Raw genomic sequence first — 20,613 nt, 5'->3', positions numbered from 1 at the left:
GTTTAACACGGAACCTGCAAGGAGAGAACCGGGCGATCCCTCGCCCGTTAATACGATCAGTGTGACGCTTTTTCGCTATCGTCCGCGTCCAGAATTTCTTCTTCCGGGCGGATAACCGAGATCAGCTTGAAGATCAGGCTCAGGCCCACGCCGACGATGGTCGCCAGCGCCATGCCCTTCAGCTCCGCTGCACCAATGTGCACCTTCGCGCCGCTCACGCCGATAATCAGGATAACGGAGGTCAGGATTAGGTTCTGCGCCTTGCTGTAATCCACTTTGGATTCGATCAGCACGCGAATACCGGAGGCACCGATCACGCCATACAGAAGCAGAGAAACGCCGCCCATCACCGGTACAGGAATGATCTGAATCGCTGCCGCCAGCTTGCCGACGCAGGAGAGCAGAATGGCGATGATCGCCGCGCCGCCGATAACCCAGGTACTGTAGACGCGGGTAATCGCCATCACGCCGATGTTCTCACCGTAGGTGGTGTTTGGCGTAGAGCCGAAGAAACCGGAGATGATGGTGGAGAAACCGTTCGCAAACATGGAGCGGTGCAGGCCCGGGTCGCGGATTAAATCGCGCTTAACGATGTTTGCCGTCACCACCAGGTGGCCGACGTGCTCCGCAATCACCACCAGCGCCGCAGGCAGAATGGTGAAGATCGCAAACCATTCGAAGCGTGGCGTATAGAAGGTTGGCAGGGCGAACCAGTGCGCCTGAGCAATCGGGGTAGTATCCACCACGCCCATCGCGAAGGAGAGCGCATAGCCCGCCAGCACGCCGATCAGGATCGGGATAATCGCCATAAAGCCGCGGAACAGCACGGAGCCAAACACCGTCACGCCCAGCGTTACCAGCGAGATGATAATGGTTTTGGAATCCGGTGACTGGCCGTCAGCAGGCAGCAGACCGGCCATATTCGCCGCGACACCTGCCAGTTCAAGACCGATGACGGCAACGATTGCGCCCATCGCCGCAGGGGGGAACATGACGTCCAGCCAGCCGGTACCGGCTTTCTTCACAATGAAGGACACCACGCAGAACAGGACACCGCACATGATAAAGCCGCCCAGCGCGACTTCATAACCCAGCGGCAGCAGCAGTAACACCGGCGAGATAAAGGCGAAGCTTGACCCGAGATACGCCGGGATTTTGCCTTTACAGATAAAGAGGTACAACAGCGTACCAATGCCGTTGAACAGCAGCACGGTAGCCGGGTTAATGTGGAACAGGATTGGCACCAGCACGGTTGCGCCAAACATGGCGAACAGGTGCTGCAAACTAAGCGGGATAGTCTGTAAAAGCGGCGGTCTTTCACTCACCCCGATAGCACGGCGCGTCATAGTGTTTTCCTCTGTGTAGTATTGTTGGTGTTTTATTCAAAAAAAAGCCGACTATCAAAGTCGGCTTATTTATCGTTATTCGATTATTTCGTACCAAAGATCTTATCGCCGGCATCGCCGAGCCCCGGGATGATGTACCCGTGCTCGTTCAGGCCCTGGTCGATAGAGGCGGTGTACAGCTCAACGTCCGGGTGCGCTTTTTCCAGCGCCGCGATCCCTTCCGGAGCGGCAACCAGTACCAGCACCTTAATACTGTTACAGCCGGCGTTTTTCAGCAGGTCGATGGTAGCGATCATAGAACCGCCGGTTGCGAGCATTGGGTCAACTACCAGCGCCATACGCTCGTCGATGTTAGACACCAGCTTCTGGAAGTAAGGAACCGGCTCAAGGGTTTCTTCGTTACGGTAGATCCCGACCACGCTGATACGCGCGCTTGGCACGTGCTCCAGCACGCCTTCCATCATGCCGAGACCGGCACGCAGGATTGGCACCACGGTAATTTTCTTACCTTTGATCTGCTCAACCTGCACCGGGCCGTTCCAGCCTTCGATGGTGACTTTTTCTGTTTCCAGATCAGAGGTCGCTTCGTAGGTCAGCAGGCTGCCGACTTCAGATGCCAGTTCGCGAAAACGCTTCGTGCTGATGTCATGCTCACGCATCAGGCCCAACTTGTGTTTAACGAGTGGGTGTTTCACTTCCACAATCTTCATTCTCTTTCTCCTCTGAGGTGGCGTCCGCAAAAAAATCGCGGGATTATACCGCTTTTTTCGGATTAGGCCATACCCATGTTGCTTGACAGGGATCAAGCAAAGACAAAAAACCGGAGGCTGGGCTCCGGCTTGGGTGCGGGTTCTGCCCGGTGGCGCTGCGCTTACGCGGGCCTACGTGTAGTGTAGGTCGGGTAAGCGTTAGCGCCACCCGACAATTACAGGTTATCGCCGTTGCTCGCAATCACCTGCTTATACCAGTCGAACGACTTCTTCTTACTGCGGTTCAGCGTGCCGTTCCCTTCGTTATCTTTATCGACAAAGATAAAGCCGTAGCGTTTTTTCATTTCGCCCGTACCGGCAGACACCAGGTCGATACAGCCCCACGGGGTATAGCCCATCAGGTCTACGCCGTCTTCCACCACCGCTTTTTTCATCTCGCTGATGTGCGCGGCCAGGTAGTCAATGCGGTACTGGTCGTTCACCGTGCCGTCGCTCTCCTGCACGTCGATCGCGCCAAAGCCGTTCTCAACGATAAACAGCGGCAGCTGGTAGTGATCCCAGAACCAGTTGAGGGAGTAGCGAAGCCCCACCGGGTCAATCTGCCAGCCCCAGTCGGATTTCTGCACGTACGGGTTAGAGACCAGGCTCTTGCTCTCGTCGTAGTCCAGCTGCGGGTTATCCGCCGTCGCTTTGGTGGCGAAGGACATGTAGTAGCTGAACCCGATGTAGTCCACGCAGCCCTGCGTCAGCGCCGCTTTATCTTCTTCGGTAATATCCAGCGCGAAGCCGCGACGTTCGAAGTAGTTGAGCAGATGCTGCGGGTATCTGCCGCGCACGTGCACGTCGGTGAACCAGTAGCGGCGGTGCATCGCGTTCATCGCCATCATCATATCGTCCGGCGCGCAGGTCAGCGGATAGATAGGACACATGGCAATCATGCAGCCAATCTGCAGCGACGGGTTAATCTCCCGCCCCGCCTTCACCGCCAGGGCGCTGGCCACCAGCTCATAGTGCGCCGCCTGGAACATCACCGGCTCGCGGTCTTCACCCGGCGCGTACTTCAGACCGGAGTTGGTGAACGGGGCAAAGTCTTCGTGGAAGTTGGCCTGGTTGTTGATCTCGTTGAAGGTCATCCAGTACTTCACCTTATGCTGGTAGCGCTGGAAAACCACTTTTGCGAAACGAACGAAGAAGTCGATCAGCTTACGGTTGCGCCAGCCGCCGTATTCCGTGACCAGGTGGAAAGGCATTTCGAAGTGCGACAGGGTGATAACCGGTTCGATGCCGTGCTTCAGACACTCGTCGAACAGATCGTCATAGAATTTCAGGCCAGCCTCGTTAGGCTCAAGCTCGTCCCCTTTCGGGAAGATCCGCGTCCAGGCAATAGAAGTGCGGAAGCATTTGAACCCCATCTCGGCAAAGAGTTTGATGTCTTCTTTATAGCGGTGGTAGAAATCGATGGCTTCGTGGTTAGGGTAATTTTTCCCTTCCAGCACGCCGTTGGTGATTTCACGCGGCACGCCGTGCGCGCCCGCGGTCATCACATCGGCCACGCTTACGCCCTTGCCGCCCTCTTTCCAGCCGCCTTCAAGCTGATGCGCCGCAACGGCCCCACCCCACAGAAAACCTGCTTTAAATCCTGACATTCGCTTTCCCTCATTCTGCGTTATTTTCTGCAAAAACAATTACAGAAACCGGTTTCAGTTCGATGATGTGCAAAGGGAATAACCGTTGCAAGCAGTTCTCAGAAACCGGTTTCATTTTCGTGAACAGAGTCAAGTTTGGCTGCATTACCGGGGTACACAGAAAAAAAGATCCCCACGTCCAGAATAGGCTCGCAAACGTTTGCCTGGACTGTTAGAATTGCGCCGATTTTTCTTACTAGCTATGCAATCGCGTGGGGATTTAAGCCGTGACCAACAAAACTTCTCTCAGCTACAAAGATGCCGGTGTTGATATTGACGCAGGTAATGCGCTGGTTGACCGAATCAAAGGTGTGGTGAAAAAAACCCGCCGCCCGGAAGTGATGGGTGGTCTGGGTGGCTTCGGCGCACTGTGCGCGCTGCCGCAAAAATATCGTGAACCTGTTCTGGTCTCGGGAACTGACGGTGTAGGCACTAAACTGCGCCTGGCGATGGATTTAAAACGTCACGACACGATCGGTATCGATCTGGTCGCGATGTGCGTGAATGACCTGGTGGTTCAGGGCGCAGAGCCGCTGTTCTTCCTCGATTACTACGCGACCGGCAAACTGGACGTGGATACCGCTGCCAGCGTGATCAACGGCATCGCCGAAGGCTGCCTGCAGTCCGGCTGTGCGCTGGTCGGTGGTGAAACCGCGGAAATGCCGGGCATGTATCACGGCGAAGATTATGACGTCGCGGGCTTCTGCGTCGGCGTAGTAGAAAAATCAGAAATTATCGACGGCAGCAAAGTGGCCGATGGCGATGTGCTGATCGCGCTGGCCTCCAGCGGCCCGCACTCCAACGGCTACTCCCTGGTGCGTAAAATTCTCGAAGTGAGCGGCTGCGACTCGCTGACGACCGAGCTTGACGGTAAACCGCTGGCTGACCATCTGCTGGCGCCGACCCGCATCTACGTGAAAAACGTGCTTGAGCTTATCGAGAACGTCGACGTTCACGCTATCGCTCACCTGACCGGCGGCGGCTTCTGGGAAAACATCCCGCGCGTCCTGCCGGATAACACCCAGGCGGTGATCGACGAATCCTCATGGCAGTGGCCGGCCGTCTTCAACTGGCTGCAGTCCGCAGGCAACGTGAGCTCTCACGAAATGTACCGCACCTTTAACTGCGGCGTGGGCATGGTTATCGCCCTGCCGGCAAGCGAAGCGGATAAAGCGGTTAAGCTGCTGACTGAAAAAGGTGAAAACGCGTGGAAAATCGGTACGATTAAAGCTTCCGATTCCGAACAGCGTGTGGTTATTGAATGAAAAACATCGTGGTGCTCATTTCCGGCAACGGAAGTAATTTGCAGGCAATCATAGACGCCTGCAAACAGAAGAAAATCAATGGCACCATTCGGGCAGTTTTCAGCAACAAGGCCGACGCGTTCGGCCTTGAGCGCGCGCGGGAAGCGAACATTCCTGCGCACGCGCTGGAAGCCAGCCAGTTCGCCGGGCGTGAAGCCTTTGACCGCGAGCTGGTGCATGAGATTGACGCCTACGCACCGGACGTGGTCGTGCTGGCGGGCTATATGCGTATTCTGAGCCCGACCTTCGTCGAACACTTCGCCGGACGTCTGCTGAATATTCACCCTTCCCTGCTGCCGAAATATCCCGGCCTGCACACCCATCGTCAGGTTCTGGAAAACGGCGATGAAGAGCACGGCACCTCCGTGCATTTCGTTACCGACGAGCTGGACGGCGGTCCGGTGATCCTGCAGGCCAAAGTCCCGGTCTTTGACGGCGACAGCGAAGAAGATGTGACCGAACGCGTGCAGACCCAGGAACACGCCATTTACCCGCTGGTGGTCAGTTGGTTTGTCGACGGGCGTCTCGAGATGCGCGATGGCGCAGCCTGGCTGGACGGCGTGAAGTTACCCCCGCAGGGTCATGCTGCGGAAGAGTAGTTTGCTATGTCGGGTGGCGCTGCTGCGCTTACCCGACCTGTACATTGCATTACCCGATATCCCCTTCTCCAACCTTCTAAAATCCCCAACAAAAAAAATAACTGTCATACTTTTCTGGCACTGTTGGACATATCGTGGAAATGCTCGCCATAATAAGGACGAGACGGATTTACCACGTCCTGTGATTGAACTGGAGTGTGAGCTGTAATGGGTCAGGAAAAGTTATATATCGAGAAAGAGCTAAGCTGGTTAGCATTTAACGAACGTGTACTCCAGGAAGCGGCAGACAAAAGTAACCCGCTGATCGAGCGCATGCGTTTTTTGGGCATTTATTCCAACAACCTGGATGAGTTCTACAAGGTTCGCTTTGCCGAGCTGAAAAGACGCATCATCATCAGCGAAGAACAGGGCTTAAACTCGCACTCGCGGCATCTGCTGGGCAAAATCCAGTCCCGCGTGCTGAAAGCCGATCAGGAATTTGACGGCCTGTATAACGAACTGCTGCTGGAGATGGCGCGCAATCAAATCTTCCTGATTAACGAACGCCAGCTTTCCGTTAACCAACAAAACTGGCTGCGCCACTACTTCAAACACTACCTGCGCCAGCACATTACCCCGATTCTGATCAACCGCGAAACCGATCTGGTTCAGTTCCTGAAGGATGATTACACCTACCTGGCGGTGGAAATTATTCGCGGTGATTCCATCCGTTACGCGCTGCTGGAGATCCCGTCCGACAAGGTGCCGCGCTTTGTGAACCTGCCGCCGGAAACCCCGCGCAGACGCAAGCCAATGATCCTGCTGGACAACATCCTGCGCTACTGTCTGGACGACATCTTCAAAGGCTTCTTCGATTACGATGCGTTAAACGCCTACTCGATGAAGATGACCCGTGACGCCGAATATGACCTGGTGCACGAGATGGAAGCCAGCCTGATGGAGCTGATGTCGTCCAGCCTGAAACAGCGCCTGACGGCCGAGCCGGTGCGCTTTGTTTACCAGCGCGATATGCCGGACGCCATGGTGGAAATGCTGCGCGAGAAACTGACCATTTCGCGCTATGACTCCATCGTACCGGGTGGTCGTTACCACAACTTCAAAGATTTTATTGGCTTCCCGAACGTCGGCAAAGCCAATCTGGTGAACAAGCCGCTGCCGCGCCTGCGCCATCTGTGGTTCGATAAATTCCGCAACGGATTCGACGCCATCCGCGAACGCGATGTGCTGCTCTACTATCCGTACCACACGTTCGAGCACGTGCTGGAGCTGCTGCGTCAGGCCTCGTTCGACCCGAGCGTGCTGGCGATCAAAATCAACATCTACCGCGTGGCAAAAGATTCCCGCATCATCGACGCGATGATCCATGCGGCGCACAACGCCAAAAAAGTCACCGTGGTGGTTGAGCTGCAGGCGCGCTTCGACGAAGAGGCAAACATTCACTGGGCGCGCCGTCTGACGGAAGCCGGTGTGCACGTCATCTTCTCCGCGCCGGGGCTAAAAATTCACGCCAAGCTGTTCCTCATCTCCCGCAAAGAGGGCGACGATGTGGTGCGTTATGCCCACATCGGTACCGGGAACTTTAACGAGAAAACGGCGCGAATTTATACCGACTACTCGCTATTAACCGCCGATGCGCGCATCACTAACGAAGTGCGCCGGGTCTTTAACTTTATCGAAAACCCGTACCGTCCGGTGAACTTTGACTATCTGCTGGTCTCGCCGCAGAACTCTCGCCGCCTGCTGTACGATATGATCGATAAAGAGATCGCCAATGCCCAGAAAGGGCTGTCGTCCGGCATCACGCTGAAGCTCAACAACCTTGTCGACAAAGGGCTGGTGGACAGGCTGTACGCGGCGTCCAGCTCCGGCGTACCGGTTAATCTGCTGATCCGCGGCATGTGCTCGCTGATCCCGGAACTGGAAGGCATCAGCGACAATATTCGCGTAATCAGCATTGTTGACCGTTACCTGGAACACGATCGGATCTATATTTTTGATAATGCGGGTGATAAACAGGTCTATCTCTCATCGGCAGACTGGATGACGCGCAATATTGACTACCGAATTGAAGTCGCGGCACCGCTGCTGGATCCGCGTCTGAAGCAGCAGATCCTCGACATCATCGAGATTCTGTTCAGCGATACCGTGAAAGCACGCTATATCGACAAAGAACTCAGTAACCGCTATGTGCCGCGCGGCAACCGCCGCAAAGTGCGGTCGCAACTGGCGATTTACGACTATATCAAATCACTCGAGCAACCCGATTAACCTATGCCGATAAATGATAAGACCCCTCGCCCGCAGGAATTCGCCGCGGTCGATCTTGGCTCTAACAGTTTCCACATGGTCATCGCCCGTGAGGTGGATGGCGCGCTGCAGATCATCGGTCGTCTGAAGCAGCGCGTACACCTGGCGGATGGCCTTGATGAACGCAGCATGCTCAGCGAAGAGGCAATGGAGCGCGGGTTAAACTGCCTGTCGCTGTTTGCGGAACGGCTGCAGGGCTTCTCGCCCTCCAGCGTGTGCATCGTGGGCACCCACACCCTGCGCCAGGCGCTTAACGCCCCCGAGTTCCTCAAGCGCGCTGAAAAGGTGATCCCCTACCCGATTGAAATCATCTCCGGCAACGAGGAAGCGCGTCTGATTTTCATGGGCGTTGAGCACACCCAGCCGGAAAAAGGGCGCAAGCTGGTTATCGATATCGGCGGCGGCTCAACGGAGCTGGTGATCGGCGAAGACTTTGAGCCGCGCCTGGTGGAAAGCCGCCGTATGGGCTGCGTCAGCTTCGCGCAGATGTATTTCCCGGGCGGCATCATCACCCGCGAGAACTTCCAGCGTGCGCGTATGGCGGCCGTTCAGAAGCTGGAAAACCTGGCGTGGCAGTACCGTATCCAGGGCTGGAACGTGGCGCTGGGCGCGTCCGGCTCGATTAAAGCCGCGCATGAAGTGCTGCTGGCGATGGGTGAAAAAGACGGGATTATTACCCCGGAACGCCTGGCTCTGCTCACCGAAGAGGTGCTGAAGCATAAAAGCTTCGACGCCCTGAGCCTGCCGGGCCTGTCCGATGAGCGGAAATCAGTCTTCGTACCGGGGCTTGCGATCCTGTGCGGCGTGTTTGATGCGCTGGCGATTAAGGAGCTGCGTCTCTCCGACGGCGCGCTGCGTGAAGGCGTGCTGTATGAGATGGAAGGCCGCTTCCGCCATCAGGATATCCGCAGCCGCACCGCGCAAAGCCTGGCCAACCAGTACAATATCGACCGCGAACAGGCGAAGCGCGTGCTGGAAACCACGGTGCAGATGTACGAACAGTGGGAGGAGCAGAATCCGAAGCTTGCGCACCCGCAGCTTGCCGCGCTGTTGAAATGGGCCGCGATGCTGCACGAGGTGGGGCTGAACATCAACCACAGCGGGATGCATCGCCATTCGGCCTACATTCTGCAAAACAGCGATCTGCCCGGCTTCAACCAGGAGCAGCAAACCATGATGGCGACCCTGGTGCGCTATCACCGCAAGGCCATCAAGCTCGACGACCTGCCGCGCTTCACGCTGTTCAAGAAGAAGCAGTTCCTGCCGCTTATTCAGCTGCTGCGCCTGGGCGTGCTGCTCAATAACCAGCGCCAGGCCACCACCACGCCGCCCACGCTGAAGCTGAAAACCGACGACCATCACTGGACGCTGAGCTTCCCGCACGACTGGTTCAGCCAGAACGCGCTGGTCCTGCTGGACCTGGAAAAAGAGCAGCAGTACTGGGAAGCGGTTACCGGCTGGCTGCTCAAAATCGAAGAAGAGAGCGCCGACGTCGCCGCATAACGGCTCAGGCGTCCGCGGTGGACGCCTCAGCTTCCAGCAGTGACTCAAGCGGTTCCGGCCTGCCAATCAGATAGCCCTGCACATAATCGATGCCTAGCGCGTTAACCGCGCTACGTATCTCTTCCGTCTCGACGTACTCAGCCACCACCAGCATCTTCTTCATGCGCGCCAGATGGCAGATAGACGCCACGATCTGATAGTCCAGGCTGTTGTTGACGATATTGCGGATAAAGCTGCCGTCAATCTTGAGAATGTCGGCATCCACGCTTTTCAGCCGGGCATAGCTCGCATACCCGGTACCAAAATCATCAATCGCAATGCGTACCCCCATTTTCTGCAGCTGCTGGAGAATATGTAGCGCCTGCTCCCCGCTGCCGAAGGTGCTGCACTCCGTCACCTCAAAAATCAGCTGCCACGGCTCAATGGCGTATTTCGCCAGCAGGCGACTGACCTCAAGCGGGAACTGCACCCGACACACGGTCGACGGGGCGAGATTAATAGCAAAGCGCTGGCCGGGCAGCCGTTCGCGATGCGCGGCAAGGAAGCGCAGGGTATGCTCCAGCACCCACAAATCTACCCGCGAGGAGAGGCCAAACTCCTGCGCGACGGGCAGGAACTGGTCGGGGGAGATCAATAGCCCGTTGATATCCGGCATCCGCAGCAGAACTTCGTGATAGCGATCGCCGCGCAGGCCGCGAACGGGTTGAACCAGCAGGGCGAATTCGTCGTTATCGAGCGCCTTTTGCAGGCGGCTCATCATCGCGACTTTATCCTTCAGGCTGCGCTGCAAATGGATAGCCCCACGCTGCTGAAGATTTTCCGGATGGTTGGAGGAGAGCGACAGATCGGCCACTACGCCCAGTTCACCCAGCACCAGATAAAGATGGTTCACCGGGGACCGGACATAGCAATAGCTCACGCCCACCTGCGGCTGCAGCGGCATGCCGTCCCAGACAAAGCGGAACTGTTTGATATGCTCGTCCAGGGCCTCAATCCGCTGCTGGTGCGATTCCGCGTTGAGCCGCACCGCCATATCGTACCCGGTCAGGTGATAGACCTGCTCATTGGGCTGGAGCGTGCCATTCACCCACTGCGCCAGCTGCTGTTTGTACTGAATGCGCAGCAACACGCCGTAATTTCGGCCCAGAATTTCCAGCTCCGGGATGCGCAGCAGGCAGAGCGCCGACCACGGGTTTTTCGCCAGTTCGCGCGACAGCGCCCGCAGGTTAGGCATATGGACGACCGGGTCGAGCAGCGCCAGCCTGCGGGAGCGTTTGTTCACCGCGCGCTGCCGGGTCGCCAGCATCGACATATAAATCACCACAAACGAGAAGACCAGGTAACTGGAAGAGGTGATCGCCAGCTGAATGTCGTACCCCTGGTTCACCGGGATATAGCGGTAAAAATAGTGAATAGACACCAGCAGTACCGGTATCCAGATCAGCGACACCAGCTTATAGCCAAAGCGCATCGCGCCCCAGAGCATCACCGGCATCAGCAGCGACAGGGTGTAGTTAGTGGTAAAAATGGAGCTGTTTTCATTCATCGGGAGCAGCAGCAGCGAAAGCAGCCCGCCAAGCGCGATAGCCCACACCAGAAACTCAACGATCGTCACCTTTTTGTCTATCTGGGAACGGATCTGCGAGATAAGGCTTTTGAGATAGCGCGGATGACGAATCAGGCGGATCAGCAGATAGCTCAGCGGCACGCCCGTCAGCCCGCTCACCAGCAGCGTCTGATAGTTGATGAGCGTGCGAATATTGAGGGGGTTTAATCCCGCCAGGCTCTGCCGGCTCTCATACACGCCTAAATACACCGCAAACTGAAACAGCACCAGAAACAGCGTCGCGGGGCAGAAGGCCTGCCAGAAGATGCGCTGCGCCATCAGCCGGATGTCGCCGTACGCGGTCATGTTCCGTCTGGGCGCAAACACCCGGTAGCCGCCCCAACTGAGCACTAAAGGGACGATAAAATGGAGTACGCCGGCGACCGTTTCGAACATCCCGACCGAGGGGTAGTAGCGGATAAACAGCGACAATACGATCCCGGGCAGCGCTTCCAGCCCAAAGAACATCATCAGCGAAAGCAAAAATGAGAGGGGTAAATAATAGAGTGCCACAATGCCATCGCCCAACTGCGTGAACGTATTCGCAATGCTCAGTACGGGAAGTAAAACCACAGGCAAAATAAGCGGCAGTGCCCACCAGCGGTTTTCATTTTTTTTCAGGAAAGCGAGAATGTTCATAGATGCCCGGTTAAACCCCTTTCTCTCCAGAGGGAAAATAAAGACAGGCATCCAACCTGACGTACGCGCCGCCCGGCGGCGTGCGGGGCGAACAGTGTGGAGGAAGGATTTTAAATATCAGGGCCGGGAACCCGTTGACTTAAATCAAACTAATTTACGCAAATATCTTTTTGCGGCGTTTTTTTTGAAATCATTTTCTTCATATTATCAATATGGTAAATGCATTAATTAATTTCAATAACATTAATTAATGTAAACATTGACGGTTATTTACACACTGCAGAATTGACCCCATCTTCCCGCTGTGCCTTAATGTCCCTATCGCCCAAAAGGGCTTATCCAGGATAAACAGAGTGAGTCAGGTCACGCGTATGCGCAAACGACATCAATTTAACACCCGAATGACCCGCATCATACTGCTCATCAGCTTCCTGTTTTTCTTTGGCCGCTTCGTTTACTCTTCGATTGGCGCCTGGTATCACCATCAGGACAAAACCCAGTCGCAGCAGTCCAGCCTGACCGTCGACACCGCTGACCGCTAGGCCGCCGGATGGTTTTGCACTATCCGAATAATGCCTGCTATCCCTTTGCTGAGGATTTTATCCTGCCGCATCACCACCGCCAGCTGCCGCTGCAGCACGGGCGTAAGCGACATCACGCATAGCCCTTCGCGATCGACATCCTGTTTGACCGCCATTCGCGGCACAATACTGTAGCCCAGCCCCGCGCGAACCATGCGTTTTATCGCCTCGATGCTGCCAAGCTGCATCGCCGGCGCGATCGCTAATCCACTGGCTGCAAACCAGCCGTCGATCAGCGCCCGGGTACCGCTGCCTGATTCAAAGGCAATCAGCGGCTGAGCGTGCAGCGCCTCCGGGGTGAACGCCCTGAAAGCCTCCTGCTGCTCCCGCGACGCGATAAAGACAAACTCTTCGTCCATCACCGGCATGACGTCCAGCGCTCTGCCGCTCACCGGCAGCGTCACCAGCCCCATATCGAGACGGTTCTCTTCGATGGCCCTGACGATGTCGAGGGTGTTGCCCGTCGTCACCCCCACGCTCAGGAGCGGATAGTCGCGGCGCAGCTTCTCCAGCAGCGGCGGCAGAAGATGGATGCAGGCCGTTGCCCCCGTTCCCAGCGTAATAGTGCCGCTCACATCGTGGCTGAAGGCGCTCACGGACCGGATAGCGTCATCCACCGCCTGCTGAATACGCTCCCCGTGCGCCAGCAAAGCCTGTCCGGCAGCCGTAGCCTTAATCCCCCGCCCGGTCCGCTCCACCAGCCGCGTTTGCAGAAACTGCTCCAGCTGGCGTATTTGCAGGCTGACGGCGGGCTGGGAAATGCCCAGCACATCCGCTGCCGCTGAAAAGCTGCCGCGCTGGATCACCAGACGGAACGTGGCGAGATAGCCCAGATTAAGCGTCGTCATTCAAAGTTTCTCTTATACCGCGCATAAGGTTGCTGCCCTGCCAGCACAATACCGCGCGAGTTATGCTCAGGACAACTGCATAGCGGAATGAAAAATAATGGAAACACCTGCCCTGCCTCGCCGCCTCGCCTTCACGGCGGGATGTAATCAACTCATCAACTGGGGGATCTCGTTTTATATGCCCGGCACCTTTGCGCTGGCCATTGCAGCCGACCGGGGATGGTCATCCCCGCAGATTTACCTCGGCCTGACGCTGGCGATGCTGGTGATGGCGGCGGTGTCCCCGTTTGTTGCCCGCCTGCTGGCACGCTTTGGCGGTCAGACGGTGGTGATGAGCGGAACGTTGCTGATCGCCGCAAGCTGCGCAGGGATGGCGTATACCCAGACGCTTTTTGGCTGGTACTGCGCCTGGCTACTGTGCGGCGTCGGGATGCGCCTGTCATTGTACGATGCGCTGTTCGCCGCGCTGGTGAACCTCTACGGGCAGCAGGCGCGAAGAACAATCTCACGCGTCACGCTGGCGGGCGGGCTGGCCTCCGCCGTCTTCTGGCCGCTGGGCGATGCCCTGCTTCAGATGATGAGCTGGCAGGAGGCGCTGCGCGTCTATGCTCTCTTCGGCCTGCTGAGCGCGGCGCTGATAAGAACGCTTCCCCGGCAGCGGCTGACGGTGACGACAAAGGTCACCGCGCCGCCGCTGAACAACGAGCGGCGTAACGGCTGGCTTTATGCCGCCTTCATTGCCCTCATCACCTTTGTCTCTAACGGCACGTCCACCCATCTGCCGGAGTTTATTGCCCACTTCGGCCTGCCGGTCGCCATCGGCATGCTGTGGGGGATCGGTCAGACGGGGGCTCGCTCGCTGGAAGTGCTGGCGGGTGCCCGCTTAACCCCCTTCAAACTCACGCTTTTTACCGCGCTCGCCATGCCGCTCTGCTTTCTGGTTGGGCTAAGCAGTTCCCTGTTTGTCTGGTGCGCGGCCGGTTTTGTGCTGGGCTATGGCGCCATCAACGGGCTGGTCACCATCGTGAAAGCCACCCTGCCGCTGGAGCTGTTTAGCACCGAAAGCTATGCCCGCCGCACCGGCATGCTGCTGATCCCCGGCCAGCTGATGGCGGCAGCCTCACCGTTTGCCTATGCGTGGCTGAATAAAACGCTGGGGATCGCGGGTGCAATGTGGGTTTCAACGGGGCTGACGGTGGTGATTGCCGGGCTGGCGATAGCGATTGTGCGCCGTCCCGGCAGGAAAAGTGTATCGCACTGTATCCAGAACCCTGCGCTGACAAACGGGTACAAAACGCCGCCTCCGGCAAATATCTCCGATACATAAAAATGGTTTTCTTTCCCTGTCGCCATTCAGAACCGATGAGGAGAGAAACCGATGATCCGTCGTTATGCACTTATCCCCCTGCTTGTCCTGGCATCTGTAGCCCATGCCCGGGCCACACCGCTGGACAACCTGAGCGCCGCGGACGTTAACGGCCCCGCCGCCGTTGCGCCGCTGGCGCAGCCGCAGCCGCCCGCAAAGCTGATCGTCGATCCGCCGCTTGCCGGGCCGCTCAGCAAAGGCGCGGTGTTTATTCAGTACCGTGCCGAAAACCTGCGCATCGAGCCGGTGTTCGGCCCCGAAGCGCTCAAGGTTACCCCGCGCATCGGTCACATTCACGTGGTGGTGGATGACGCGCCGTGGCACTGGGCTGACGCCAGCGGAGAGCCGGTGATCCTGGTGGGGCTGCCCGCAGGGAAACACAAGGTGACCCTTATTCTGGCCGACCCGACGCATAAGCCGCTCGACCACAAAACCGTTGAATTCACCGTCCCGCCCCACGCGGCGGTCCATCACTTTTAAGGAGTCTGAAGATGAAAGCACTGTCTGTAGTGACGGCAGGCCTGCTGGCGCTTTCCGCCAGCGCCTTTGCGCAGAGTAAAACCAACGTGGTGCTGGTCCACGGCGCGTTTGCCGACGGCAGCAGCTGGAATAAGGTGATTACCCTGCTGCAGAAACAGCACGCAGAGGTCATTGCCGTCCAGCTCCCGCTCACCTCGCTTAAGGATGACGTTGCGGCCACGCGGCGGGCCATCGCCCGCGCCCAGGGTGACGTGGTTCTGGTGGGCCACTCCTGGGGCGGCACCGTGATTAGCGAGGCGGGTAACGATGCGCGGGTAAAATCGCTGGTGTATGTGGCGGCGTTCGCGCCGGACTCCGGCCAGTCGACGGCGGACCTGGCAGGAAGCTACCCTTCACCGCCGGGCAGCGCGGACATCGCTAAAACGGCGGACGGCTATTTATACCTGCCGACAGGAGCCGTCAGGAAGGACTTCGCGCCTGACGTGAAGCCAGCCATTCAAGATACGATTGCAGCCACGCAGGGACCGATTAAGGCCGAGGCGTTTGGTGAAAAGGTTGCCCACGCGGCGTGGCATGACAAACCGAGCTGGTATGTGGTCAGCAGGAATGACCGAATGATCAACCCCGACCTGGAACGGGCGATGGCAAAGACGATCCATGCGAAAACCACCGAGGTCTCCGCGAGCCACGTGTCGATGGTTAGCCAGCCGGAGGCTATCGCCCGGACGATTGAGCAGGCGAGGCGGATGCACTGAGAAAAATTCGCCCGGCGGCGCTGCGCTTGCGCGGGCCTACGGTTTCGTAGGTCGGGTAAGCGCAGCGCCACCCGACAAGAAAGGCCGTCTCAGTCCCCCCTCTCTGCGGGATAATCCCGATTAATCCACGCGTGATCCTCCTCCCAGGTGAACATCCATTTGCGCACCGGCCCGGCCATCACGTTGAGGTAGTAGCTGTCATACCCGGCCATCGTCGCGACCGGGTGGTAACCCTTCGGCACCATCACCACGTCACGGTTATAGACCGCCATGCACTCATCCAGCGCTCTGTCGTCGGTGTAGACGCGCTGCATGCAGAACCCCTGCTCCGGGTTGAGGCGATGGTAGTAGGTCTCCTCCAGATACGTCTCCTGCGGCGGGTTATCCGTGTCGTGCTTGTGGCTCGGGTACGAGCTGGTACAGCCTTCGTTGGTCCACACCTCCACCACCAGCAGGCTGTCGGCAGGCTTGTCTTCCGGCAAAATATTATGCACGTAGCGCTGATTGTGACCCTTGCCGCGCGCTTCGCCGTCGATATCCTGCGGCGCAATCAGTCGCGTCGGATACGTGCCTTTGCCCGGCGCGGCGCAGACCGCCAGCTCCAGCTTCGTCAGCGCCTTCACCTGCACCGTTTCCTGCGGGGTGACGTACACCGCCCACGGCTTGATGCGCTCGAAGGGGCTCATCCGTTCGCCGATGTCGTTAAACTGCGCGGAAGGCGTGCTGATGGAGGCCCGCCCGGCGACCAGCACCAGGCAGCGCTCTTCGCAGACGGCGGGCAGCGTCAGCGTCTGCCCCTCCTGCAGCTCATACGCCTCAAAGCCGACGTAGCCCCACCCTGCGCTTTCCGGCGTGACGGACTGGGTGCGCCCCTCCGCGTTCGGCTGTTGCCAGCGTGATAACAGACGTGACATGTCCCCTCCTCAAATCAGTCCGGCGTCGCGGGCCAGACGGCTCAGGTTGTTATACCCCAGACGGGCGTAGGTCAGCGGATGGGCAATCGCCGGATCCTGCTCCGCCTCAACCACCAGCCAGCCGTGATAATCCTGGGCCTTCAGCAGCCGCATAATCGGCGGGTAATCGACGCAGCCGTCGCCCGGCACCGTAAACACGCCGCTCAGCACCGCATCGAGGAAGCTGGTTTTGCGGTTTTTCACGTCCGCCAGCACGTCGGCGCGCACGTCTTTGCAGTGAACGTGGTTGATGCGCGACGCCCAGCGCTGCGCCACCGCCAGCGGATCGGCCCCGGCAAAGGTCAGATGGCCGGTATCCAGTAGCAATCCAACCGCCTCCCCGGTGTGGATCATCAGGTTATCCACGTCGTCGGCAGATTCAATCACCGTGCCCATATGGTGATGGTAGGCAATCTGCACGCCCTGCTGCTGGGTGTAGCGGGCAAATTCGGTAAGCTTCTCGCCGTACTCTTTCCAGCGCGCCTGCGGGAAGCGCGGGCGCAGGTGAACCGGGGTTTGCTGCTCGCCGTGAATGCAGCCGCTCACTTCCGCAAAGACCAGCACCTTCGCCCCCAGCTCGCGCAACAGCGTCAGGTGCGACTGCACGGCGGCGATCTCCTCCTCCACGCTGCGCTCCAGCAGGCGGCCGGAGTACCAGCCGGAGACCAGCTGCAGCTCGTGGCGCTGCAGAATGGGGCCGAGCAGGCGCGCTTCGCGCGGGAATTTATTGCCCAGCTCGAAGCCGGCAAAACCGGCCTCTTTCCCTTCACTCAGACAGGTCTCCAGCGACGTCTCCGCGCCGAGAGAAGGCAGATCGTCGTTCGTCCACGTCAGCGGGTTAATGCCTAATTGCACACTCATTGTCGTCTCCATTATGCGTGTCCGCGCTCGCGCCACCAGGCGATAAGCTGCAGGTAGTTGTCCCGGATGCGCGCCACCAGCTGCGCATCGTCAATATCGTGCTTCAGCCACGCGCGGGACGCATCGCCAAACAGCGTGCGCCCCACGGCGAAGCCTTTTACCAGCGTCTGCCCCGCTGCGGCTTTGAAGTCGGCGCGCAGCTGCTCCGCCGGAGCGTCCAGGCCGAGGATCACCACCCCACGGCAGTGCGGGTCCCGGCGTTCGATAATCTCGCTCAGCGCCGTCCAGCCGTCGGCCGAGAGCGGCGGCAGCTTCCACCAGTCCGGGTAAATGCCCAGGTTGTAGAAGCGGGAGATGGCGCGCAGATAGAGCTCGTCGCTGCGCGGCATGGTCGCGGGCAGGATCACCTCCAGCAGCAGCTCGTGCCCGGACCGGCAGCAGGCGTGGTACACCTCGGCGATTTTCTGCTCCTGCTCCAGGCGCAGGCCGTGGGCATCTTCCGGGTGGAAGAAGACCAGGCACTTCACCACGTGCTCCTGCGGCCAGCTGATAAGCTGGGTGCCGATGTTACCGTGCTCCATCTCCAGCGGCCGGGAGCCCGGCAGCTCGATGGGGCGGCCAATCCACCACCCTTCGCCGGTGATGGCGTTCAGCGCGTCCTGACCAAAGGTGCCGTCGCACAGCAGACCGGCTTTGCCCTCCAGCCCGGCGCGGCTCGCCGCCTCGCGGCTGGCCTGCAGGATCAGCTGCTTCAGCGCCGGAATGCGCTTAAGCGACGCGCCGCACTGCATCGCCATATCCTCAAGCTGGCTGCGGTGGTCGAAGGCCATCACGCACAGCTCCGGCCATTCGCGGCGGCGGGTGGTCACCCGGTGGAGATGGTTAAGACGCGGGTCGAGATCCGGGCGCGGCACCATCGTGGCGCGGGAAAGATAGTCATCCAGCTCGATTTTGCTCGGCATCGCCGGGGCGCAGCCGTGGCGCGAGACCACCAGCGCGCCGCAGGCGTTGGCGTAGCGGCACGCCTGCTCCCAACCCTCGTCGTTCAGGTAGCCGCGCAGCAGGCCGGACATAAACGCGTCCCCCGCCCCGAGGACGTTCAGCACCTCCACGCGCACGCCGGTCACCGTCAGGCCGTCGTCCAGACGGGGCGGAATGGCGTCGGTATAGACCGAGCAGCCGAGCGCGCCGCGTTTGCAGACCAGCGCTGCTTCACTGACGGCGCGCACCTGCCCCAGCGCCTGCAGGGTATCCGTGCTGCCGCCCGCGATGTGAAACTCCTCTTCGGTGCCGACAATGACGTCGAAGAGGTGCAGCACCTCCTGCAGCTCTCGGGTGACCTTATCGGCGGCGATAAAGCGCGTTTCGCCGTCGCCTAAGGCGGTCAGCCCCCACAGCACCGGACGGTAGTCAATGTCCAGCACCGTGCGCACGCCGTGACGGCGGGCATAGCCCAGCGCCGTCAGCACCGCCTCGCGGGTCTGCGGATGAGAAAGGTGGGTCCCGGTGATGGCAAGACAACGTGCGGAGGCAATGTAGCTTTCGTCCACATCGCTGGCGGTAATCGCCATGTCCGCGCAGTTATCGCGATAAAAAATCAGTGGAAAGGTGTCCCGGTCTTTAATGCCGAGTAGCACCAGCGCCGTGAGGCGTTGTTGATCGGTAATCAGATGGCTGGTATCGCAGCCCACCTGGTTGAGCTCTTCCCGCAGGAAGCGGCCCATATGTTCATCGCCGACGCGCGCCAGCATCGACGAACGTAAACCCTGACGCGCGGTGCCGTACGCCACGTTACCCGATGACCCGCCGAGATATTTGGCGAAGCTCGACGCGTCCTCCAGACGGGCACCAATCTGCTGGCTGTAGAGGTCTACCGCCACGCGGCCCATGCATATCACATCAAACTGCTTTTCCACGTTGATACCTCATCAGACAATGTCGTTCACGTTCAGCCAGCGGCCTTCGCGGTGCGAGAGCGCAATCGCGTCCAGCACGCGCGACACCTTCCAGCCCTCTTCGAAGTCCGGCCACATCGGCGCGTCGGCGGCAATCCCGTCCACCAGGTCACGCACCTCCACCGTTTTTTGATCGTTAAAGCCAATCCCGTGGCCCGCGCCCATGCAGAACGCGGCGTAGTCCGGGTGCGCCGGGCCGACGAGCAGCGTGCGGAACCCCTGACGGTTCACCGGATCGTCATGCAGATAGAGCTTCAGCTCGGCCATGCGCTCCTGGGTGAAGCTGATGGCGCCTTTCGTCCCGGTGATGACGTACGACAGCCCCATCTTGCGGCCGCAGGCAACGCGGGAGGTTTCAATCACGCCCTGCGCCCCGCCCGCAAAACGCACCATCGCGTGGGCCTGATCCTCGTTTTCAACGGCAATCATCTCCGACGATCCGCCCTTCGCCGGGCGTTCCGGGACCACGATCTTCAGATCGCCGCAGACCTGCTCGATATCCCCCACCAGGTACTGGGCCATATTGACGATGTGCGCCGCGAGGTCGCCCAGCGCACCCAGCCCGGCGGTCTCTTTAAAGCAGTGCCAGTGAATGGGCGACAGAGGGTCGGCCATATAGTCTTCGTTGTGGGTGCCGTAGAAGTGGATCACCTCGCCAATCTCGCCGCGGGCGATAATCTCCTTCGCCAGCTGCGCCGTCGGGTTCTTCATGTAGTTGAACCCCACCAGCGTTTTCACCCCGGCCCGCTTCGCGGCGTCGACCATCTCGCGCGCATCGTGGGCGTTCAGCGCCAGCGGCTTCTCCGAGTAGACGTGCTTGCCGTGGCGGATCGCCTCCAGCGCCATCTCTTTATGCAGGTGGTTGGGTGAGCAAATATCCACCACGTCAATGGCCGGGTCGGCCACCAGCGCCCGCCAGTCCCCGGTGGAGCGGTTGAAGCCAAACGCCTGCGCGCGCTCTGCCGCCAGCTCCGGCGTGACTTCCGCCACCATCTCGCGCACCAGCCTGCCGCGCAGGTTGAACACCGTCGGGGCCTGGGCATAGGCGATAGCGTGCGCCTTGCCGATATACCCGGTGCCAATTAATCCAATACGAACCTCTTTCATCGTGATCC

Annotated in this window: 17 protein-coding genes; 8 read left to right on the top strand and 9 right to left on the bottom strand. The window is 59.1% G+C overall.

The window, feature by feature from the left end:
- Positions 1–56: 56 nt before the first annotated feature.
- From uraA to NQ230_RS06350, 3 genes are all read right to left on the bottom strand, one after another.
- On the bottom strand, positions 57–1,346 hold the full coding sequence (gene uraA, locus NQ230_RS06360; protein ID WP_023308768.1) for a uracil permease: 1,290 nt from the start codon (positions 1,344–1,346) through the stop codon (positions 57–59).
- An 83-nt stretch (positions 1,347–1,429) separates the two neighbouring features.
- Positions 1,430–2,056 (bottom strand): uracil phosphoribosyltransferase, encoded by a 627-nt coding sequence (gene upp, locus NQ230_RS06355; RefSeq protein WP_023308769.1) that lies wholly within the window; start codon positions 2,054–2,056, stop codon positions 1,430–1,432.
- Positions 2,057–2,271: 215 nt separating this feature from the next.
- A complete protein-coding gene (locus NQ230_RS06350) occupies positions 2,272–3,702 on the bottom strand; it encodes a 6-phospho-beta-glucosidase (RefSeq protein WP_257260479.1) in 1,431 nt (476 codons plus the stop codon).
- Between the two features lie 266 nt (positions 3,703–3,968).
- Here NQ230_RS06350 and purM point away from each other — a divergent pair, with 266 nt between their 5' ends.
- The 4 genes from purM to ppx all read left to right on the top strand — a co-directional run bounded on the left by purM (position 3,969) and on the right by ppx (position 9,454).
- Positions 3,969–5,006, top strand: coding sequence for a phosphoribosylformylglycinamidine cyclo-ligase (gene purM, locus NQ230_RS06345; protein WP_257260478.1), 1,038 nt, complete (start codon positions 3,969–3,971; stop codon positions 5,004–5,006).
- Positions 5,003–5,644, top strand: coding sequence for a phosphoribosylglycinamide formyltransferase (gene purN / locus NQ230_RS06340; RefSeq protein WP_121425175.1), 642 nt, complete (start codon positions 5,003–5,005; stop codon positions 5,642–5,644). Before purM ends, purN begins: the two co-directional genes overlap by 4 nt.
- Positions 5,645–5,851: 207 nt before the next feature.
- Positions 5,852–7,912 carry a polyphosphate kinase 1 gene (gene ppk1 / locus NQ230_RS06335; RefSeq protein ID WP_121425174.1) on the top strand — a complete coding sequence of 687 codons (2,061 nt, stop codon included), beginning with the start codon at positions 5,852–5,854 and terminating at the stop codon, positions 7,910–7,912.
- Between the two features lie 3 nt (positions 7,913–7,915).
- A complete protein-coding gene (gene ppx / locus NQ230_RS06330) occupies positions 7,916–9,454 on the top strand; it encodes an exopolyphosphatase (RefSeq protein ID WP_257260476.1) in 1,539 nt (512 codons plus the stop codon).
- Between the two features lie 4 nt (positions 9,455–9,458).
- Here the strand turns inward: ppx and NQ230_RS06325 are convergent, their stop codons facing one another.
- The gene (locus NQ230_RS06325) at positions 9,459–11,699 is read right to left on the bottom strand and encodes an EAL domain-containing protein (RefSeq protein ID WP_257260475.1); all 2,241 of its coding nucleotides are present in this window, start codon (positions 11,697–11,699) and stop codon (positions 9,459–9,461) included.
- Between the two features lie 371 nt (positions 11,700–12,070).
- On the opposite strand from NQ230_RS06325, the gene NQ230_RS06320 reads away from it, so the two are divergent.
- Positions 12,071–12,241, top strand: a complete 171-nt coding sequence (locus NQ230_RS06320) for a YfgG family protein (protein ID WP_023333002.1) — start codon at positions 12,071–12,073, stop codon at positions 12,239–12,241.
- Here NQ230_RS06320 and NQ230_RS06315 read toward each other — a convergent pair.
- Positions 12,238–13,128, bottom strand: coding sequence for a LysR family transcriptional regulator (locus NQ230_RS06315; protein ID WP_257260474.1), 891 nt, complete (start codon positions 13,126–13,128; stop codon positions 12,238–12,240). The genes NQ230_RS06320 and NQ230_RS06315 overlap by 4 nt on opposite strands.
- 97 nt (positions 13,129–13,225) lie before the next feature.
- Between NQ230_RS06315 and NQ230_RS06310 the strand changes: the two genes are divergently transcribed.
- From NQ230_RS06310 to NQ230_RS06300, 3 genes are read left to right on the top strand one after another with little or no spacing between them, the layout of a single operon-like run.
- Positions 13,226–14,455 carry an MFS transporter gene (locus NQ230_RS06310; protein WP_257260472.1) on the top strand — a complete coding sequence of 410 codons (1,230 nt, stop codon included), beginning with the start codon at positions 13,226–13,228 and terminating at the stop codon, positions 14,453–14,455.
- Between the two features lie 51 nt (positions 14,456–14,506).
- Positions 14,507–14,974 (top strand): DUF6130 family protein, encoded by a 468-nt coding sequence (locus NQ230_RS06305; protein WP_121425168.1) that lies wholly within the window; start codon positions 14,507–14,509, stop codon positions 14,972–14,974.
- Between the two features lie 11 nt (positions 14,975–14,985).
- A complete protein-coding gene (locus NQ230_RS06300) occupies positions 14,986–15,729 on the top strand; it encodes an alpha/beta fold hydrolase (protein WP_257260470.1) in 744 nt (247 codons plus the stop codon).
- Between the two features lie 89 nt (positions 15,730–15,818).
- Here NQ230_RS06300 and iolB read toward each other — a convergent pair whose 3' ends face one another.
- The 4 genes from iolB to NQ230_RS06280 are packed head-to-tail and all read right to left on the bottom strand — an operon-like array spanning position 15,819 to position 20,605.
- Positions 15,819–16,643, bottom strand: coding sequence for a 5-deoxy-glucuronate isomerase (iolB, locus tag NQ230_RS06295; RefSeq protein WP_257260468.1), 825 nt, complete (start codon positions 16,641–16,643; stop codon positions 15,819–15,821).
- A 9-nt stretch (positions 16,644–16,652) separates the two neighbouring features.
- Complete coding sequence (iolE, locus tag NQ230_RS06290) at positions 16,653–17,543, bottom strand: myo-inosose-2 dehydratase (protein WP_257260467.1); 891 nt, start codon at positions 17,541–17,543, stop codon at positions 16,653–16,655.
- A gap of 11 nt (positions 17,544–17,554) precedes the next feature.
- Entirely contained in the window at positions 17,555–19,459 is a 1,905-nt protein-coding gene (locus NQ230_RS06285; protein WP_257260466.1) for a bifunctional 5-dehydro-2-deoxygluconokinase/5-dehydro-2-deoxyphosphogluconate aldolase, read from the bottom strand.
- Positions 19,460–19,471: 12 nt separating this feature from the next.
- Complete coding sequence (locus tag NQ230_RS06280) at positions 19,472–20,605, bottom strand: Gfo/Idh/MocA family protein (protein ID WP_257260464.1); 1,134 nt, start codon at positions 20,603–20,605, stop codon at positions 19,472–19,474.
- Between the last annotated feature and the right edge of the window lie 8 nt (positions 20,606–20,613).

Origin of the sequence: Enterobacter asburiae (assembly GCF_024599655.1) — a bacterium.
Classification (GTDB): Bacteria; Pseudomonadota; Gammaproteobacteria; order Enterobacterales; family Enterobacteriaceae; genus Enterobacter; species Enterobacter asburiae_D.
The sequence above is the reverse complement of the archived record's forward strand: the minus strand, read 5'-3'. Positions and strand labels throughout refer to the sequence as shown.

Coding starts and splice junctions, on each gene's coding strand:
- uraA (WP_023308768.1), bottom strand. CDS start 1,346: ATGACGCGCCGTGCTATCGGGGTGAGTGAAAGACCGCCGCTTTTACAG.
- upp (WP_023308769.1), bottom strand. CDS start 2,056: ATGAAGATTGTGGAAGTGAAACACCCACTCGTTAAACACAAGTTGGGC.
- NQ230_RS06350 (WP_257260479.1), bottom strand. CDS start 3,702: ATGTCAGGATTTAAAGCAGGTTTTCTGTGGGGTGGGGCCGTTGCGGCG.
- purN (WP_121425175.1), top strand. CDS start 5,003: ATGAAAAACATCGTGGTGCTCATTTCCGGCAACGGAAGTAATTTGCAG.
- ppk1 (WP_121425174.1), top strand. CDS start 5,852: ATGGGTCAGGAAAAGTTATATATCGAGAAAGAGCTAAGCTGGTTAGCA.
- ppx (WP_257260476.1), top strand. CDS start 7,916: ATGCCGATAAATGATAAGACCCCTCGCCCGCAGGAATTCGCCGCGGTC.
- NQ230_RS06325 (WP_257260475.1), bottom strand. CDS start 11,699: ATGAACATTCTCGCTTTCCTGAAAAAAAATGAAAACCGCTGGTGGGCA.
- NQ230_RS06320 (WP_023333002.1), top strand. CDS start 12,071: ATGCGCAAACGACATCAATTTAACACCCGAATGACCCGCATCATACTG.
- NQ230_RS06315 (WP_257260474.1), bottom strand. CDS start 13,128: ATGACGACGCTTAATCTGGGCTATCTCGCCACGTTCCGTCTGGTGATC.
- NQ230_RS06310 (WP_257260472.1), top strand. CDS start 13,226: ATGGAAACACCTGCCCTGCCTCGCCGCCTCGCCTTCACGGCGGGATGT.
- NQ230_RS06305 (WP_121425168.1), top strand. CDS start 14,507: ATGATCCGTCGTTATGCACTTATCCCCCTGCTTGTCCTGGCATCTGTA.
- NQ230_RS06300 (WP_257260470.1), top strand. CDS start 14,986: ATGAAAGCACTGTCTGTAGTGACGGCAGGCCTGCTGGCGCTTTCCGCC.
- iolB (WP_257260468.1), bottom strand. CDS start 16,643: ATGTCACGTCTGTTATCACGCTGGCAACAGCCGAACGCGGAGGGGCGC.
- iolE (WP_257260467.1), bottom strand. CDS start 17,543: ATGAGTGTGCAATTAGGCATTAACCCGCTGACGTGGACGAACGACGAT.
- NQ230_RS06280 (WP_257260464.1), bottom strand. CDS start 20,605: ATGAAAGAGGTTCGTATTGGATTAATTGGCACCGGGTATATCGGCAAG.